Source organism: Micromonospora alfalfae (assembly GCF_022230925.1).
GTDB classification, from domain to species: domain Bacteria; phylum Actinomycetota; class Actinomycetes; order Mycobacteriales; family Micromonosporaceae; genus Micromonospora; species Micromonospora alfalfae.
This window is the reverse complement of sequence record NZ_JAKKFH010000009.1, coordinates 1-15,945: the sequence shown is the minus strand read 5'-3', so window position 1 is coordinate 15,945 and position 15,945 is coordinate 1. Positions and strand designations below refer to the sequence as shown.

Genomic DNA, 15,945 nt, shown 5'->3' with positions numbered 1-15,945 from the left:
GGTCGCACCACGGCCGGTTGTCGATGATGACCGGGTGGACGACACCCGTTACCCCTGCCCCGCCTGCGGTGCGCCGGCCGACCTGAGCGCCGGTTGCTCCGGCTGCCGGCGTGCGCCCGACCCGATAGCCGCCGAGGTGGTTCGGCTGAGCCGGGAGGTCGCCGAGCTTGAGCCGCAGGTGGAGCGGGCTCGCCGCGCGTACACCGAGCTGGCCGGACGGCTGGCGACAGTGTCCGGGCGGCGGGCCGAACTGGCAGCGGTCGTCCGCGCGGGGTTGGCGGCCTCGGTCGTGGCGCGCCCGGCGCCTGTCGTCGGCCCGACGCCGTTCATCGGCCCGGGCCCCGGGGTTGCGACGGGTTCGCGGCCGGGTGCGGCGGAGACCTCGACCCGGACGGTCCAGGGTCTGCTCTTCGTCCTCGGTGGACTCCTGCTGGGCACCGCGGCTGTGGTGTTCACAGCTGTCGCCTGGGCGGCGGTGGGGGTCGCCGGGCGGGCGTTGATCCTGGTGGCGTTCACCGCGCTCGCGCTGGGCGTACCGCTGCTGGCGGTTCGCCGAGGGCTGCGCGGTACGGCGGAGACGTTCGCCGCGGTGGGGTTGCTGCTGGTGGTGCTGGACGGTTACGCGGCCTGGTCGGTGGACCTGGCCGGTGTGACCGGCTGGCCGGGCAGCCGGTACGCCGCGCTGGTCGGGGGGGCCAGCGCGGCGGTCGCCGTGGCGTACGGCCGGTGGAGCGGGTTGACGGGGCCCTGGTTCGCCGCCCTGGTGGCCGCCCAGCCGGCGTTGCCACTGCTCGCCGCCGAGGCCGGGCTGGGTGCGGCGGGGTGGGCGGTGGTCCTGCTCGGGGTGGCGTCGCTGAACCTGGCAGTGCTGGCCGCGCTGCGTGGCCGGGGCGGGGCCGCGCAGCTGGTCGGCCGGGTGTTGGCCGGCGCCGGTCACGTCGCCGCGCTGGTGGGCGCCGCGGCGTGCGCGATGGTGCCGCTGGTCGGCGGGCGGGCGGGGGGCTCGCCACTGCTGGCCGGGGTGCCGCTGGTGCTGGTCGCGCTGACCGGGTTCGGCGCGGCCTGGCTCGTCGGGGGGCGGGCGCTGCGGGCGGTGGCGGCCGGACTGCTGGTGCCGGTGCTCGCCGCCGCAGTGCTGCGTCCGGTGGCGGAGCTGCGGCCGTCGGTGCTGCTGCTCGCGACGGCGGCGGTGGCACTGGGGATGGTCGCCGCGGTGCGGCTCCTGCCGACGGTGGCGGCTGACGATGGCGGCGGTTGGCGGACCGGGCCGCGGGCCGGCGCGCTGTTCGTCGCGGCGGGCACGGCGCAGGTCACCGTGTTGATCACCATCGGGCTGGCGGTCGCCGCCGTCGGCCGGTCGCTGCCGCCCTGGGACGGGGCTGGGACGGGGCCGGACCTGAGCTGGGGTTGGCAGCTGGCACCCGCGGTGGCGATGGCGATCGGCGCCACTGTGCTGCTGCTCCCTCGCAGCACGCGGGCGGTGCTCGCCACGGCGGGCGCGGTGGCGGTGCTGTTCGCCGTGCCCGCCGGCTGGACGGCCTCCTGGCCTCAGGTGGTGGCCATCGACCTCGTGGGTGGGGTCGCGCTGCTGCTCGCCGTGCTGGTCCGCCCGAGCGCCCCACCGGTCGCGCTGCGCTTCCGTGCGCTCGGCGGTGCCGTTCTGCTCGGGCACGGGCTGCTGGTCGCCCTGGCCGCCCCGACCGGTGCCCTGGTGGCGCTCTGCGTGCTCGCCGTGGTCGGGTTGGCACTGGCCGTCCGACGGGGGGCCGGCGCGTATCGGGAGGTGGCCGGCGCGGGTCTGCTGGTCGGGCAGCTCGCGCTGCCCGGGATCGCGGCGGTGGCGACGTTCGCCGCCGGCGGGCCGCCCTGGTGGCAGGCCCGGCTCGCGCTGGCGGCCGCCGGGTTGTCGCTGGTCGCGGCGCTCGTGGCCCGCCGCCACCGGGTGGAGCTGGTCGGGTACGCGGTGACCGGCGCCGTCGCGGCGGTGACAGTGCCCGGCCTCGCGCCGCTGATCGGTGCGGGTGCCGAGCCGCTCGCGCCGTACGCGGCGCTGGCCGCGCTGGGTGTCGCGTTCGTCGCCTGCTGGCTGCCGTCGGCGGGCGCCCCCGACCAGGCGGCCCCCGGGGCCCGGCCGGCGGCTGACGGGCGCGAGTCGGCGCGGTCGGCGTTGGTGCTGGCGGCCGGCGGAACGCTTGCGGTGGTCGCCGTCCTGGCGGCCCTGCCGACCGTGCTGACCGCGCTCGGGTCGCCCTACGGCGGCTGGAACCGGCCGTGGTCGGGGGTGCCCACTGTCGTCGCCGACCCGACTGTGCTCCCGGTCGGGTTCGCGCTGGTGGTGCTGGCGCTGGCCGGCGCGCTGGCCGGTCGGCGGGTCGGCCTGCCGGTGCCGTCAGCGCTGCCGTTCGTCGCGGCGGCGCTGCCGGTGCTGCTCGTCGCGATCGGCGCGCCGTGGCCGGTGCTGCCGGCCGCCGTTCTGCTCGCCGGCCTGGCGGCGCTGCTGTTCACCGCGCTGGCCGCCGCCCGCCCGGCGCTCACACCGGTCGCCGTGCCGGTGGGCGTGGTGCTGGTCGCCTCCGGTGTGCTCGGTCTGCTGGCCACCCGGGCCGGGACGCTTGCCGCCGAGGGGGCGCTGCTGGTGGCGGCGGTCGCCGTCGCCGCCGGGGCGCGCCGGTTCGAGGTACGGGTCGCCGGCTGTCTCGCCGCCGTGGGCGCGGCGTCCGCGTTGGCGGTGACCGCACCGCTCGCCGGTGGGCTGCCCTTGCGGGCCGCCGCGTACCCACTGCTGGCGGTGGCCGCGTTGGTGCTGGCCGCCGCGGCTGTCACACCGGCGCGGATCCGGCTGGGACGGGTGCTGGACGCCGCCGCGCAGGCCGTCGCGCTGGTGGCGGCGGTGCTCGCCGTCGGGGCGGCGCGGCACCTCGCCGCCATCTGCGTGCTCTGGGGCGTCGCCGTCGCGCTGCGGCTGCTGCGCCGGGGTGAACCGGCCGGTCGGCGGTGGGCGTTCGCCGGGATCGCCGCCGGCAGTGAGTTGCTCGGGGCCTGGGTGCTGCTGGCCGCCGGAGGGGTGACAGTGCCGGAGGCGTACACAGTGCCGGCCGCGGCGCTCGCTGTCGGAGCGGGTCTGTTGGCGCTGCGCACCCGGCCAGGGCTGACCAGCTGGCCGGCCCTCGGTCCGGGGCTGGTCGCGGCGTTGCTGCCCAGCCTCGTGTCGGTGCTGGCCGGGGCGGACCCGCAGCCGTGGCGGCGACTGCTCCTCGGCGTGGCGGCGACCGGCGCGGTGCTGGCCGGCGCGACCCGTCGGTGGCAGGCGCCGGTGCTGCTCGGCGGCGCGGCGCTGACGCTGCTGGCGCTGCACGAACTGGCCCGGGGATGGGATCTGCTGCCCCGATGGATCTACCTGGGCATCGGCGGGCTGGCGCTGGTCGGGCTCGCCGCCACCTACGAACGGCGTCGACGTGACCTGGCTCGACTGCGCGCCGCGGTCGGCCGACTGAGCTGAGTCGAACCAGTAGGGGTAGGGCCTGCCCTACCCCCCATTCGGGGGTTGTCGGGGTTACTCACCGCTACCGCGATCGGGAGACTTGACATTAAGCCCGAACCACCCCGGTACGGGCGCAAGCGGAACGGGAGCAGCGATGACGCTCGGAGCGGTGGCGGAACCGCCGGTACGACGGCGAGGTAGTGACTACGCACAGTTGTCCCGACGGATCAGCCAGGCGGGCCTGCTGGAGCGGCGCCCCGGCTGGTATGTCACCCGCATCGTGCTCACCCTCGGTGCCTTCGTGGCCGGCTGGGTCGCAGTGTTCCTGCTCGGCGACTCCTGGTGGCAGCTTCCGCTCGCCGCCCTGATGGCCGTGGCCACGACCCAGGTCGCGTTCCTCGGTCACGACGCCGGGCACCGCCAGATGTTCCGTCGGCGTGGTCCCAGCGAGTTGGTGGGGCTGCTCGCCGGCAACGCGGCGGTCGGGCTCAGCTACGGCTGGTGGGTCGACAAGCACAACCGGCACCACGCCAACCCGAACCACGAGGACGAAGACCCGGACGTCGGCGCGGGGGCCCTGGTGTGGACGCCCGAGCAGGCGTTGGAGACCCGTGGGTTCGGCCGTTGGATGGCTCAGCGGCAGGCGTACTTCTTCTTCCCGATGCTGCTGCTTGAGGGCCTGAGCCTGCACGTGGCGAGCATCCGGGCGATCGTCGGCCGGGAGGACGGCAGGTACGCCGTCCCGATGCGGCACCGGGCGGTCGAGGCGGCGTTGCTCGTCGCGCACACCGCCGCCTACGTGGCGCTGCTGTTGGCTGTCATGTCCCCGGTCAAGGCGCTGCTCTTCGCCGTCGTGCACCAGGCGCTGTGGGGTCTCTACATGGGCTGCGCGTTCGCCCCGAACCACAAGGGCATGCCGATGCCGACCGCCGAGGACGAGTTGGACTTCCTGCGTAAGCAGGTACTGACCTCCCGCAACGTGCGCGGCAGCCGACTGGTGGACACCGCGCTCGGCGGTCTCAACTACCAGATCGAGCACCACCTCTTCCCGAACATGCCCCGCGCCAACCTGCGCCGGGCCCAGCCGATCGTTCGCGCCTACTGCGTCGAGCAGGGCATCCCGTACGCGGAGACCGGGCTGGTCGAGTCGTACCGGCAGGCGCTCGGTCACCTGCACGAGGTGGGGCGGCCGCTGCGCGGCTGAACACACCAGGGAGAAGGCGGGGGCGGTGCCAAACGGCACCGCCCCCGCCTGCGCGTATCGGGCCGATCAACACCCCGCTACCACTGGTCCATGCCGGGCGTCGTCCCCGGTAGGGTCGGCCCATGGCAGACCTGCTCACCGCGGACGCGGTGCGAGAAGAGCTGAGCCGGTTGCCCGACTGGTCGGGCGACCCGACCGGCATCGGTCGTACCGCCCAGCTCGGCAGTTTCCCGGCGGCCATCGCGGTCGTGGACCGGGTGGCGACGGTGGCCGAGGAGCTCGACCACCATCCCGACATCGACATCCGGTGGCGGACCCTGACCTTCCGCTGTGTCACGCACTCGGCCGGTGGGGTCACCCACCGGGACTTCGAGCTGGCCCGGCGAATTGACGACATCGTCCGGAGTGCGGCATGAGATTTGAGATCAGCAAGGTGTTGGACGCCATCGAGGGTCGTGTCTGCACGGACCCGTCGCTGGCCCGAGCCGTTATCGACCTGGCCGAGGTGATCCGCTACCAGGACATCGACGGTGGCCGGCCGGCCAGCCTGCTCCGCCTCGGCATGGTCATCGACGCGCTCTCCCGCGAACTGGAGGAGGACAGCGTCCAGGTCTACGCGGTGGTGCACCGGGCGTTGCTCTCCGACGCCGACCTCACCTCGAACGAGCGGATGGTCGTCCGCCGCTGGGCCGACGACGGCCTCGTCGAGGTGCTCGACAACCCGGGTGACCGGATGTTGGAGGTCGCCGACCTGCTCGGTCTGCCGGTGCTCAGCCGGGTCCGCTTCGACGGGTTGCGCGGTCGGTTCCCGTGGCTGGTCGAGCAGCCCGGTCGGGTGGTCGCGCCGGTGCCGGGCGCCGGCGGGCCGGTGTTCATCGCGCACGTCGGTGGTGGCCACTCGCCGGTGGCCGGCAAGCGGTCGCCGACCGGTGTCAAGCTGCTGGCCCGCCAGTGGCGCTGCCCGGAGTCGGGCTGCGCGCTGTTCGGCGGCGGTGGTGGCGGTGGCGCGTTCGCCGACCTGGCCGGGGGTGCCGACCGCAGCCCCGCAGCGCAGCCGCCGCCCGCGCTGCGCAACGGCGTGCCGACCTGCCCCCGACACGGCGCGCGGCTCGGTGACGGCGGCCCTCGTCCGCGTACCGAGGTGCTCGCGGTGCGCGTCGGCGGCCTGGTCCGGCGGCGGTTCGTGCTCAGCGAGGAGCAGCCGATCGTGGCCGGTCGTGCTCCCGAGCAGGACGGCGGGATCATGCTCGGGCAGTGGCTCAACGACGAGGCCCGGCGGTGGATCAGCCGTGGTCACGTCCGCTTCGAGCTGCGGGTCGGCGAGGTCATCGTGACCGACGTCAGCACCAACGGCTCCGGCATCCGCCCGGCCGGTTCGATGACCGAGTCCGACCGGATCCCGCTGGCCCCCCAGCAGTCCCGGGTGCTGGGCGAGAACGACATGATCGAGCTGTACCCCGGCGTGCAGATCGGTCGCGCCGAGGAACTGCCGACCGGTGCCCCGTTCACCCCCACCTCGGTGATGGCAGAGGCCCCCACAATGGCCATGCGCCTACCCCGCCCCTAACCCCACCCCATCCCACCCTCACCGCCGGGAGGGGCCCTGACGCGGAAGGCGGGCGCCGGAAACCCGGCCGCCCGCCTTCCACCACGTTCCTGATTCAGCCGGCCAGTACCTCGGCCAGCGCGGTGACCGCCAGGTCGATCTCCTCCTCGGTGATCACCAGGGGTGGGGCGAGCCGGATGGTGGAGCCGTGGGTGTCCTTGGCCAGCACGCCGCGCTCCATCAGGCGCTCGCACGCCTCCCGACCGCTCATCAGCGCCGGGTCGATGTCCAGACCGGCCCACAGGCCACGGACGCGTACCCCGACGAGGCCCTTGCCGACCAGCCCTTCCAGGCCGGCCCGCAGCCGCTCACCCAGCTCGGCCGAGCGGCGCTGGAACTCGCCGGTGGCCAGCAGCCGGACCACCTCGATCGCCACCGCGCAGGCGAGCGGGTTGCCGCCGAAGGTGGAGCCGTGCTGGCCGGGCTTGAGCACCCCGAGCACGTCGGCGTTCGCGGCCACCGCGGAGACCGGCACGATGCCGCCGCCGAGCGCCTTGCCGAGCAGGTACATGTCGGGCACGACGCCCTCGTGGTCACAGGCGAAGGTCGCGCCGGTACGCCCCAGACCCGACTGGATCTCGTCGGCGATGAACAGCACGTTGCGTTCGGTGCAGACCTGGCGTACGCCCGGCAGGTAACCCTCCGGCGGCACCACCACACCCTGCTCACCCTGGATCGGCTCCAGCAGCACTGCCACTGTGTTCTCGTCGATCGCGGCGGTCAGCGCCTCCAGGTCGCCGTACGGCACGACGGTGAACCCCGGGGTGTACGGCCCGAAGTCGGCGCGGGCGTCCTCGTCGGTGGAGAAGCTCACGATGGTGGTGGTCCGCCCGTGGAAGTTGCCCTCGGCGACCACGATGTTGGCCTGCCCGGCGGCCACGCCCTTGACCTGGTAGCCCCACTTGCGGGCCACCTTGATCCCGGTCTCCACCGCCTCGGCGCCGGTGTTCATCGGCAGCACGAGGTCCTTGCCGCACAGCTCGGCCAGCTCCCGGCAGAAGTCGGCGAACTGGTCGTGGATGAACGCGCGGCTGGTCAGCGTCAGCCGGTCCAGTTGGGCGTGCGCTGCGGCGATCAACTGGGGGTGCCGGTGACCGAAGTTCAGCGCGGAGTAGCCGGCCAGGCAGTCCAGGTAGCGGCGGCCGTCCACATCGGTGAGCCAGGCGCCCTCGGCGGACGAGATCACCACCGGCAACGGGTGGTAGTTGTGCGCTGTCCAGCGCTCGGCGTCCCGGACCGCTCCCGGCGTACGCAGCTTGTCATCCACTATCACTTACTTGCCTTTCCCTGACGGAGTCGCAGCGTGCAGCACTTCGGTCCGCCGCCGGCCTTACGTAGCTCGGACAGGTCGACCCCGATGGTTTCGTAGCCCCGGTCGCGCAGCTTGGCGGCCAGGTCGGTGGCCTGCGCGGGCAGCACCACGTGCCGCCCGTCGCTGACCGCGTTCAGCCCCAGCACCTCGGCGTCGGCCATCGTGGCGTGCACGGCGTCGGGGAAGAGCCGGCGCAGCACAGCCTGGCTGCCCGCCGAGAACGCCTCCGGCAGGTACGCCACGGTCCGCTCGTCGAGCACCGTCAACGCGGTGTCCAGGTGGTAGAAGCGCGGGTCGACAAGTTGCATGGTGATCACCGGGTAACCGAAGACCTCCTGCAACTGGGCGTGTGCGGCGTGTGCCGTGCGGAAGCCGGTGCCGGCCAGCAGGTGGTCACCGGCCAGCAGGACGTCGCCCTCGCCCTCGTTGACGTGCTTCGGGTCGTACATCTCGAAGCCGGCGGCCTCGAACCAGGCCCGGTACGCCGGCGCCTCGTCGGCGCGCTGCGGGTCCCGGAACTGCACTGCCATCGCCTTGCCGTCGATCACGGTGCCGCCGTTGGCGGCGAAGACCATGTCGGGCAGGCCGGGCACCGGAGTGATCTCCTCGACGGTGTGGCCCAGGTCAAGGTACGTCTGGCGCAACTGCTCCCACTGCCGGATGGCCAGCGCGGCGTCGACCGGCGCGCTCGGGTCCATCCAGGGGTTGATCGCGTAATCGACGGCGAAGTACGTCGGCCGGCACATCAACAGGCGCTGGCTGGTGGCGTCCATCGTCATTGTCCTGCTCCCAGGGGTCGGGCGCGCCCGGCCACCGTGGCCCACGGGCTGGCGCCGTGGCTCAACGGTATGCGGCGTCAGCGGCAGGATCCACCACTGAGAGTTGCGCAGACCGAAGATTCGTTGCGTCTGGGCGGTCTGCTCCTGCGAATCGTTGTGTTGAAGGCGGCGTGGGTCGGGATTCGTGTTTCGGGCCACCTACCGCAGGCCTTTCGCGCAGCCTTTGCTCTGCTTCACCGGGCGCAACAGTCAACGTCCGGATACCGGACATGCGGTGTCGCCTGGAGTGAAGCAGAGCAAAGGGGCGTGGCGGGGAGGTCGGGCCGTCGCTCGCCCGGCACCCGGCGCTCACGTTGTCGGGCCGGGCCCCGGAAACACTTCAGGGGCGGCGAACCGCCGCCCCTGAAAGGGTGTCGCCCGGCCGGTGAACCACCGGACTGATCGGGCTGCCGGCGAACCGCCGGCTGTTCGCCGGTGCATCACCGGCGAGCGGAACAGTGCCCGCTAGAAACGATCCACAAACTGTGAGTCAAGCCACTCGCGGAGGCGCTGCACCCAGTCGCCGTCGGTGGTCGGCCAGTCGAACTGACCGGTCATCGCGAGCACCCCGATCACGACCGCGGCCAGCCCGATCAGCACGCCGAAGAGCGCGTCGGTCTTGCCGGCGACGTGCCGGCGACGGGTGGCCATCAGGCCGAGCACCGCGAGCACCGCACCAAACGCGCTGAGCCCGATGCCGTACCCGGCCAGGGTCCCAGTCAGCACGAACATCGCGCCGACGACCGAGACGATCAGGCCGAGGGTGGCGAGCAGGCTGGCCCGCGGCTTCGGGCCACGCGTCACCGGCGACTCGGGCGTGCTGACGCCCGGGGTGGGGTCGACCGGGCGGTCCGTGGTGACCCGGTCGGTGGTGTCGGGCCGACGAGTGGTGCTGTCGAGGTCGGCGTCCCGCTCGGCGGTGCGCGCCGTGGCCGGAGCGACGGGCCGGGACTCGGTCTCCACCTTGCTCGCGGTGCCGGTGCGGGGCTCGGGCGTGACCGGGCTGGTCGTGCCGTTCACCGGCTCGGGTGCGACAGGGCGGGTAGTGCCGTTCACGGGCTCGGGCGCGACCTGGCGGGCGCTGCCCCGGGAATCGGTCTCCACCGGTCGCGCGGTGGCGGCTCGGGCCACCGCCGCCCGCTCGTTGGCCCGCCGCTCGGCCTCGCTGGTCTGGCCGCCGGTCGCGCTGGCGCTGCCGTACGCCGTCTGGTTGGCGTCCCGGTCGGTGACCGGCCGGCCGGCGCTGTCGTCGGACTGGCCGGTCTCGGTGACCGGAGTGTCGCGGCCGTCCACGCGGCCGTCGAGGTTCTCGTCCCGCGTCGGTGCCGGCTCGGACCGGCGGGACAGCGAAGGAATCCTGACCACTACACACCTCCTGTTGAATGCGTGGTGGCCGACGGAAAGGGTGGCACCCACGCGGTGTCGGCCCCCAAATACCCACCTGGGCGTTTCCTGACACCAATCCTGGGTACGGACGCCGAAACCGGCCTTGGCCGTCCTCATCCCCGCGGTGATCGACTCGGTTTCCTGGAAGTCGCGGTGTCCCGCCTCGGCGGACACCGCGACTTCCTTAAACCCGAGTCGATCACCGCGGGGGAGCGCCAGACCGGGCCCGCGTCGATCGGCGTGCGGCCCGGTCGGGCGGGGCTGACTATCCTTGGCACCTGTGCCAGAGGGACACACGATCCATCGCCTGGCGGCCCGGCACGCCGAGCTGTTCGCCGGGGACAAGCTGCACGCCGCCAGCCCGCAGGGCCGCTTCGCCGAGGGTGCCGCCCGGCTCTCCGGGACCGTGCTGGAGGGCACCGAGGCGTACGGGAAGCACCTGCTGCACCACTACGCCGACGAGCTGACGTTGCACGTACACCTCGGGTTGTACGGCAAGTTCACCGACGGGCCGGGGGAGCCGCCGGAGCCGATCGGTCAGGTGCGGTTGCGGCTGGCCAGCGACCGGCACTGGCTCGACCTGCGCGGGCCCACCGCCTGTGAGCTGCTCACCCCACCCGAGGTGGGCGCGCTGCGGGACCGCCTCGGGCCGGACCCGTTGCGCGCCGACGCCGACCCGGAGCGGGCGTACCGCAGGATTTCGCGCAGTCCCACGACGCTGGCCGCGCTGCTGCTCGACCAGTCGGTGGTGGCCGGCACCGGGTTGATCTTCGTGACCGAGGCGTTGTTTCGGGCCGGGTTGTCGCCGACGATGCCCGGCCGGCTGCTGAGCAGGGCGGGCTGGGACGCGCTCTGGGCCGACCTGGTCGGCTTGATGCAACTCGCGGTCGAGCACGGCCGGATCGACACGGTGCGCGACGCGCACCTGCCGGAGGCGATGGGTCGGCCGGCGCGGGTGGACCGGCACGGCGGCGAGGTGTACGTCTACCGCCGCCCCGGCGCGCCCTGCCACGTCTGCGGCACCGAGGTCAGCCGCGGTGAGCTGGCCGGCCGCAACCTCTACTGGTGCCGTACCTGCCAGCCCGGCTGAGCCCAGCCCCACCCCCGGCCCCACCCCGCACCCCGCACCCCCCACCCCGCGCCGATCTTGCAGTTTCTGTTGTCGAAATGGGTGGATATGCGCAGTAGGTCGGGACAGAAAGTGCAAGATCGCGGGACTGGGACGGGCACCACCACCCCGTGATCGCCGCGCCGGAGCTCAGCCGCCGTCGAGCAGCCAGCGGACCACCTCGATCTTCTCGGGGACGACGAGGTCGTCGGCGACGCTCCAGGACAGCGTGTGCCCGATCGTCCAACCCCGGACCCGTTCCCGGTCGAGCCCCAGTTCGGTGCTGAGCTGGTGCAGTCGATGCCGGACGGCGGCCGGTGAGTGGCCCAACTCGGGGCCGCGCACCATCGGTACGACGGAGAACTCCCGTTCCCCGATCAGCGGCTTCGGGTCGATCGCCAGCCACGGCCCTCGGTCACCGGGGAGCGCGTCGGCGGCGAGGATGTTGCCGGCGTGCAGGTCCTGGTTGACCAGCACCTGCACGCCCTGGCTCGACGCCAGGCCGGAGATCAGGTCGAGCGCCGCGTCGAGCAGCCGCCGGTCGTACGGCCGGCCGGCCCGTTCCCAGGCCCGGGGCATCCGGTCGATCCAACCGGCGGCCTCCTGCGCCAGCGGGGTGAACGGCGCGCCGGCCGGTAGCCAGAGCCGGGGGAGCAGTCCGATCACCACGTCCAGCGCTCGGTCCGGCGGAAGGTCGTGCAGGGGAGTTCCGGGCTGGCAGCGTTCGAGCAGCAGAGCACGCCGCCCGGGGTCGTGGGCGAGCAGACGGACCGCCCCTGCACCGTCCCAGTGGGCCAACGCGTCGGCCTCGTACCGGCTCTCCTCGTCGGGATACTGGAGCTTCAGCACCGCCGCGGTGCCGTCGGGCAGCCGGGCGGGAAGCGCCAGTGACGCGTACGCCTGCCGGAAGGGTGGGCCGACCCGCAGCGACCAGCGCTCGGCGCATTCCGTCAGCCACGTCGGGAGTGCGGCCAACCAGGCGCGACCGGCGGGTGATCCGCGTACCCAGTCGAGTCCGTCGGGCAGATCCATCCGGCCCTCCTCAGTCGTACCGCGATCCGGCTGCCAGGTGATTCAGTAGGGCCACGGCGTTCACACACCAGTCCACAGTGGCTAGCGTGGGCGGGTGCAGATTGGCGTGAACGTACCGAACTTCGCCCCGGGCACCGACCCCGACGTGCTGCGTCGGTGGGCGCAGACGGTGGAGGGTCTCGGCTTCGACCTGTTGATGGTCTCCGATCACATCGTGGTGACCCCGGACGTGGCCGAGCAGTATCCGGCGCCGTTCTACGAGCCGTTCACCACGTTGTCCTGGCTGGCCGGGGTGACCAGCCGGGTTCGGTTGGGCACCACTGTGCTCATCGTCCCGTACCGGCACCCGCTGCTCACCGCCCGGATGGCGGCGAACCTCAACCGGCTCAGCGGCGGCCGGCTCGTCCTCGGTGTCGGTGTCGGCTGGGCCCGGCAGGAGTTCGAGGCGCTCGGCGTGCCGTTCCGGCAGCGCGGCGCGCTGACCGACGAGTACCTGCACACGATGCGCGCGGCCTGGCAGGACACCGACGACTACGACGGGGCGGCGATCCCGATCTGGGTCGGTGGCAACAGCGAGGCCGGCATGCGCCGCGCGGTACTGCTCGGCGATGCCTGGCACCCGCTGCGGGTCACGCCGGCACGGCTGACCGAGGCGGTCGGACGACTGACGGACATCGCCGACGAGCTGGGTCGCCCGGTGCCCGCGTTGGTGCCGCGGATCGCGCTCCAGGAGACCCGAGAACCGATCTCCGACCCGGACCGGCTCGCTGGTGTCGGCACCATCGATCAGATCGTCGCCGACCTGGACAAGCTTCGTGCGCTCGGCGCGGAGACGGTGGTACTGGACCCGTTCAACGGCGACCTGACCGAGATCCGCCAGCCCGAACGCGCCTGGCGGACCCTTGCGGCAGTGGCCGCACATCACGCAACCCAGGAGGACCGATGACCCCCGACGACGAGAAGTTTCTCCGCCACGCCGTGGAAATCGCCAGGCGGGCGGGGGCTTCCGGCGAACGGCCGTTCGGCTCGTTGCTGGTCGACGCGGCCGGCGTCGTCCTGATCGAGGACCACAACACAGTGGTCTCCGACGCGGACATCAGCGCCCATCCTGAGTTGAAGCTGGCCCGCTGGGCGGCTCGGGAACTCTCCCCCGAGGTGGCCGCCGGCACCACCATGTTCACCAGTTGTCAGCCCTGCCCGATGTGCGCGACCGCTATCGACCGGTCCGGCCTCGGGCGGGTGGTGTACGCGCTGTCCACCGAGCAGTTCGAGGAGGTCAAGCCGGCCACGCCGCCGCTGCCCCCGGTCCGCTACGAGGGGCCGGCGCTGTTCGACGAGGCACGCCGGCCGATCGACGACTACTACTGACCGGAGCTTCCCCGGGGCGGTGTGACGCAGCCGGAATTGACAGTCGGCCGGCTGCCGGAGCAGGGTTGAACGGTGACAACGATGTCAACGGGCAAATGGGAGGAAAAGCCTCCCGCTGCGGACCGACCGTGACCAGTCGATTCGTGGCGTACCGTTGGCGGTTTTGCGGCGCGGACCCGGTCCGTCGCCGATCCTGGCCGTATGTCCCTTTCCTACCCGACGGTGACCAGCTGAAATGACCGACGTGCCCCGATCCGACGCCGCAACGACCCCTGCTCCGGCGAGGTCACCAGACCTGCCCGATCTGGACGAGTTCCTCGTCGCCCAGACCCGGACGCTGCTCGACACCGCCCGCCGCTCGGTCCGGCCCGAGGGCGGCTTCTGGTGGCTCAGCGACGACCGCACCCCGGACCGCGGCGAACCGATCCACACCTGGATCACCTGCCGGATGACCCACGTGGCAGCCCTCGCCCACCAGGGCGGCGACCCGGACGCCGCCGCACTGGTGGACCACGGGATCGCCGCGCTCAGCACGCTGCTGCGCGACGACCGGTACGGCGGCTGGTTCGGCGCGGTGGACCAGCAGGGAGTGCCCGTCGACGACCGCAAGTCCGGCTACGACCACGCGTTCGTCCTGCTCGCCGCCTCCAGCGCCGCGCGCGCCGGACGGCCCGGCGCGGACCGGCTGCTCGCCGACGCGCTGACCGTCGTGCGGGACCGGTTCTGGGACGACGACGCCGGCGCGGTCCGCGAATCGTGGAACCGGGACTGGACGGTCACCGAGGACTACCGGGGCGCCAACAGCAGCATGCACATGGTCGAGGCGTACCTCGCCGCTGCCGCCGCCACCGGCGACGCGAGCTGGGCCGACCGGGCCCTGCGGATCGCCACCCACCTGGTGCACGGTGAGGCGGCCCGACACGACTGGCGGCTGCCCGAGCACTTCACCACCGACTGGACGCCGCTGCCCGACTACAACCGGGACCAGCCCGCCGACCCGTTCCGGCCCTACGGCTCCACGATCGGGCACTGGCTGGAGTGGGCCCGGCTGCTGCTGGAGTTGGAGGCGGTGCTGCCGCAGCCACCCCGCTGGCTGCTCGCCGACGCCCGTGCCCTGTTCGCTGCGGCTGTGCGTCGCGGCTGGGCGGTCGACGGCACGGACGGCTTCGTCTACACCATCGACTGGGACGATCGGCCCGTGGTGCGCTCCCGGATGCACTGGGTTCTCGCCGAGGCCATCGGTGCGGCGATCACCCTGCACCGCCGCACCGGCGACACCGTCTACCTCGACTGGTACCGGGTCTTCTGGGCGTACGCCCGACGCAGCCTCATCGACCAGACCGGCTGGCGGCACGAGTTGGACGCGCAGAACCTGCCCGCCGACACGGTCTGGCACGGCCGACCCGACGTCTACCACGCCTACCAGGCGGTACTGCTGTCCCTCGCGGCCGACGGGCTCGGCGGCCCCGGCCCGCTCGCACCGGGGGAGGTGACCGCGTGATCGTCGTCGCGGGCGAGGCGCTGATCGACCTTGTCGTCACCGCCGAGGGGCAGCGGGCCGTGCCCGGCGGCTCCCCGGCGAACGTCGCGGTCACCCTGGCCCGGCTCGACCAGCCGGTACGGCTGCTGGCCCGACTCGGCGGCGACGCGTACGGTCGACAACTCGTCGAGCATCTGAGCGCCAACCGGGTGGACCTGGAGTGGGCGGTACGCGCTGAGGAGCCCACGTCGGTGGCCGTGGCCACCCTGAACGCCGCCGGGCAGGCCAGCTACGAGTTCCGGCTGGCCGGTGCCGCCGACTGGCAGTGGACGCCGCAGGAGCTGCCCGAGCTGGCCGGGTCACCGGCGATCGCGCTGCACACCGGGTCCCTCGCACTCGCGCTGGCGCCCGGTGCCGACGCGCTGGAGGGCCTGCTCGCCCGGGAACGCCAACGCGACGGGCTCACCATCTCCATCGACCTCAACCTGCGCCCCAGCATCGTCACCGATCGGGCGGCGGAGCAGGAGCGGGTACGCCGCCAGATTCACCTCGCACACCTGGTCAAGGCCAGCGACGAGGACCTGGCCTGGCTCTACCCGGACCGCTCGGTGGCCGACGTGATGACCGAATGGCGTACGGCCGGCGTGTCCTGCGCCGTGGTGACCCGGGGCGGGGACGGCGCCTGGCTGCTCGCGCCCGACGGCTCACTGCACGAGGAGCCGGCGGTCCGCACCACAGTGGTCGACACCGTCGGCGCCGGCGACTCGTTCACCGGTGGCCTGCTGGCCGCGCTGGCCGACCTCGACGCGCTCGGTGACCGGCCGGCCGACCGGCTCGCCGCGGTGACCGGGCCGCAGTGGGGTGCGGTGCTCCGCCAGGCCGCCACTGTGGCCGCGTTGACCTGCGCCCGCCGAGGCGCCAACCCACCCACCCGCGCCGAAGTCGAAGCCCTCCTACATCCCGCAACCTAACCCCCACCCCACCCTGCCCTGCCCCCGCGATCTTGCACTTTCTGCCCAGACAAAAGGGGCTATCTGCCTCAAGTAGGCAACCGAAAGTGCAAGATCGCGGGGCGCGGGGCGCGGGGCGCGGGGCGCGGGGCGCGGGGCGCGGGGCGCGGGGCGCGGGGCGGGGTCGGAAGAGCGTCGTG

At 73.2% G+C, this 15,945-nt stretch carries 13 protein-coding genes; 9 read left to right on the top strand and 4 right to left on the bottom strand.

Annotation, left to right across the window (positions count from 1 at the left end; all coding sequences use genetic code 11):
• Positions 1-34 precede the first annotated feature (34 nt).
• From MED01_RS09505 to MED01_RS09490, 4 genes are all read left to right on the top strand, one after another.
• Positions 35-3,499, top strand: a complete 3,465-nt coding sequence (locus MED01_RS09505) for an SCO7613 C-terminal domain-containing membrane protein (RefSeq protein ID WP_238668162.1) — start codon at positions 35-37, stop codon at positions 3,497-3,499.
• Positions 3,500-3,635: 136 nt separating this feature from the next.
• Positions 3,636-4,685: a fatty acid desaturase family protein gene (locus MED01_RS09500; protein WP_238668161.1), complete on the top strand. Its 1,050-nt coding sequence runs from the start codon at positions 3,636-3,638 to the stop codon at positions 4,683-4,685.
• Positions 4,686-4,807: 122 nt separating this feature from the next.
• Complete coding sequence (locus MED01_RS09495) at positions 4,808-5,101, top strand: 4a-hydroxytetrahydrobiopterin dehydratase (RefSeq protein WP_238668160.1); 294 nt, start codon at positions 4,808-4,810, stop codon at positions 5,099-5,101.
• The gene (locus MED01_RS09490) at positions 5,098-6,252 is read left to right on the top strand and encodes an FHA domain-containing protein (protein WP_238668159.1); all 1,155 of its coding nucleotides are present in this window, start codon (positions 5,098-5,100) and stop codon (positions 6,250-6,252) included. Before MED01_RS09495 ends, MED01_RS09490 begins: the two co-directional genes overlap by 4 nt.
• Before the next feature lie 94 nt (positions 6,253-6,346).
• On the opposite strand, the gene rocD is transcribed toward MED01_RS09490, so the two are convergent.
• From rocD to MED01_RS09475, 3 genes are all read right to left on the bottom strand, one after another.
• The gene (gene rocD / locus MED01_RS09485) at positions 6,347-7,561 is read right to left on the bottom strand and encodes an ornithine--oxo-acid transaminase (protein WP_238668344.1); all 1,215 of its coding nucleotides are present in this window, start codon (positions 7,559-7,561) and stop codon (positions 6,347-6,349) included.
• The gene (gene ddaH / locus MED01_RS09480) at positions 7,561-8,376 is read right to left on the bottom strand and encodes a dimethylargininase (protein WP_238668343.1); all 816 of its coding nucleotides are present in this window, start codon (positions 8,374-8,376) and stop codon (positions 7,561-7,563) included. The genes rocD and ddaH overlap by 1 nt, the downstream gene beginning before the upstream one ends.
• A 510-nt stretch (positions 8,377-8,886) precedes the next feature.
• Positions 8,887-9,786: a DMT family transporter gene (locus MED01_RS09475; RefSeq protein ID WP_238668158.1), complete on the bottom strand. Its 900-nt coding sequence runs from the start codon at positions 9,784-9,786 to the stop codon at positions 8,887-8,889.
• A 301-nt stretch (positions 9,787-10,087) separates the two neighbouring features.
• Here MED01_RS09475 and MED01_RS09470 point away from each other — a divergent pair, with 301 nt between their 5' ends.
• Complete coding sequence (locus tag MED01_RS09470; protein ID WP_238668157.1) at positions 10,088-10,897, top strand: Fpg/Nei family DNA glycosylase; 810 nt, start codon at positions 10,088-10,090, stop codon at positions 10,895-10,897.
• A gap of 168 nt (positions 10,898-11,065) precedes the next feature.
• Here the strand turns inward: MED01_RS09470 and MED01_RS09465 are convergent, their stop codons facing one another.
• Positions 11,066-11,947, bottom strand: coding sequence for an aminoglycoside phosphotransferase family protein (locus MED01_RS09465; protein WP_238668156.1), 882 nt, complete (start codon positions 11,945-11,947; stop codon positions 11,066-11,068).
• A 94-nt stretch (positions 11,948-12,041) separates the two neighbouring features.
• Between MED01_RS09465 and MED01_RS09460 the strand changes: the two genes are divergently transcribed.
• The 4 genes from MED01_RS09460 (at position 12,042) to MED01_RS09445 (ending at position 15,766) form a co-directional block, all read left to right on the top strand.
• Positions 12,042-12,893, top strand: coding sequence for a TIGR03619 family F420-dependent LLM class oxidoreductase (locus MED01_RS09460; RefSeq protein ID WP_238668155.1), 852 nt, complete (start codon positions 12,042-12,044; stop codon positions 12,891-12,893).
• Positions 12,890-13,315 (top strand): nucleoside deaminase, encoded by a 426-nt coding sequence (locus MED01_RS09455; protein WP_238668154.1) that lies wholly within the window; start codon positions 12,890-12,892, stop codon positions 13,313-13,315. Before MED01_RS09460 ends, MED01_RS09455 begins: the two co-directional genes overlap by 4 nt.
• 235 nt (positions 13,316-13,550) lie before the next feature.
• Positions 13,551-14,816, top strand: coding sequence for an AGE family epimerase/isomerase (locus MED01_RS09450; RefSeq protein WP_308193443.1), 1,266 nt, complete (start codon positions 13,551-13,553; stop codon positions 14,814-14,816).
• Positions 14,813-15,766: a carbohydrate kinase family protein gene (locus MED01_RS09445; protein ID WP_238668153.1), complete on the top strand. Its 954-nt coding sequence runs from the start codon at positions 14,813-14,815 to the stop codon at positions 15,764-15,766. The genes MED01_RS09450 and MED01_RS09445 overlap by 4 nt, the downstream gene beginning before the upstream one ends.
• Positions 15,767-15,945: the final 179 nt, after the last annotated feature.

Coding starts and splice junctions, on each gene's coding strand:
- MED01_RS09500 (WP_238668161.1), top strand. CDS start 3,636: ATGACGCTCGGAGCGGTGGCGGAACCGCCGGTACGACGGCGAGGTAGT.
- ddaH (WP_238668343.1), bottom strand. CDS start 8,376: ATGGACGCCACCAGCCAGCGCCTGTTGATGTGCCGGCCGACGTACTTC.
- MED01_RS09495 (WP_238668160.1), top strand. CDS start 4,808: ATGGCAGACCTGCTCACCGCGGACGCGGTGCGAGAAGAGCTGAGCCGG.
- MED01_RS09455 (WP_238668154.1), top strand. CDS start 12,890: ATGACCCCCGACGACGAGAAGTTTCTCCGCCACGCCGTGGAAATCGCC.
- MED01_RS09450 (WP_308193443.1), top strand. CDS start 13,551: ATGACCGACGTGCCCCGATCCGACGCCGCAACGACCCCTGCTCCGGCG.
- MED01_RS09465 (WP_238668156.1), bottom strand. CDS start 11,947: ATGGATCTGCCCGACGGACTCGACTGGGTACGCGGATCACCCGCCGGT.
- MED01_RS09490 (WP_238668159.1), top strand. CDS start 5,098: ATGAGATTTGAGATCAGCAAGGTGTTGGACGCCATCGAGGGTCGTGTC.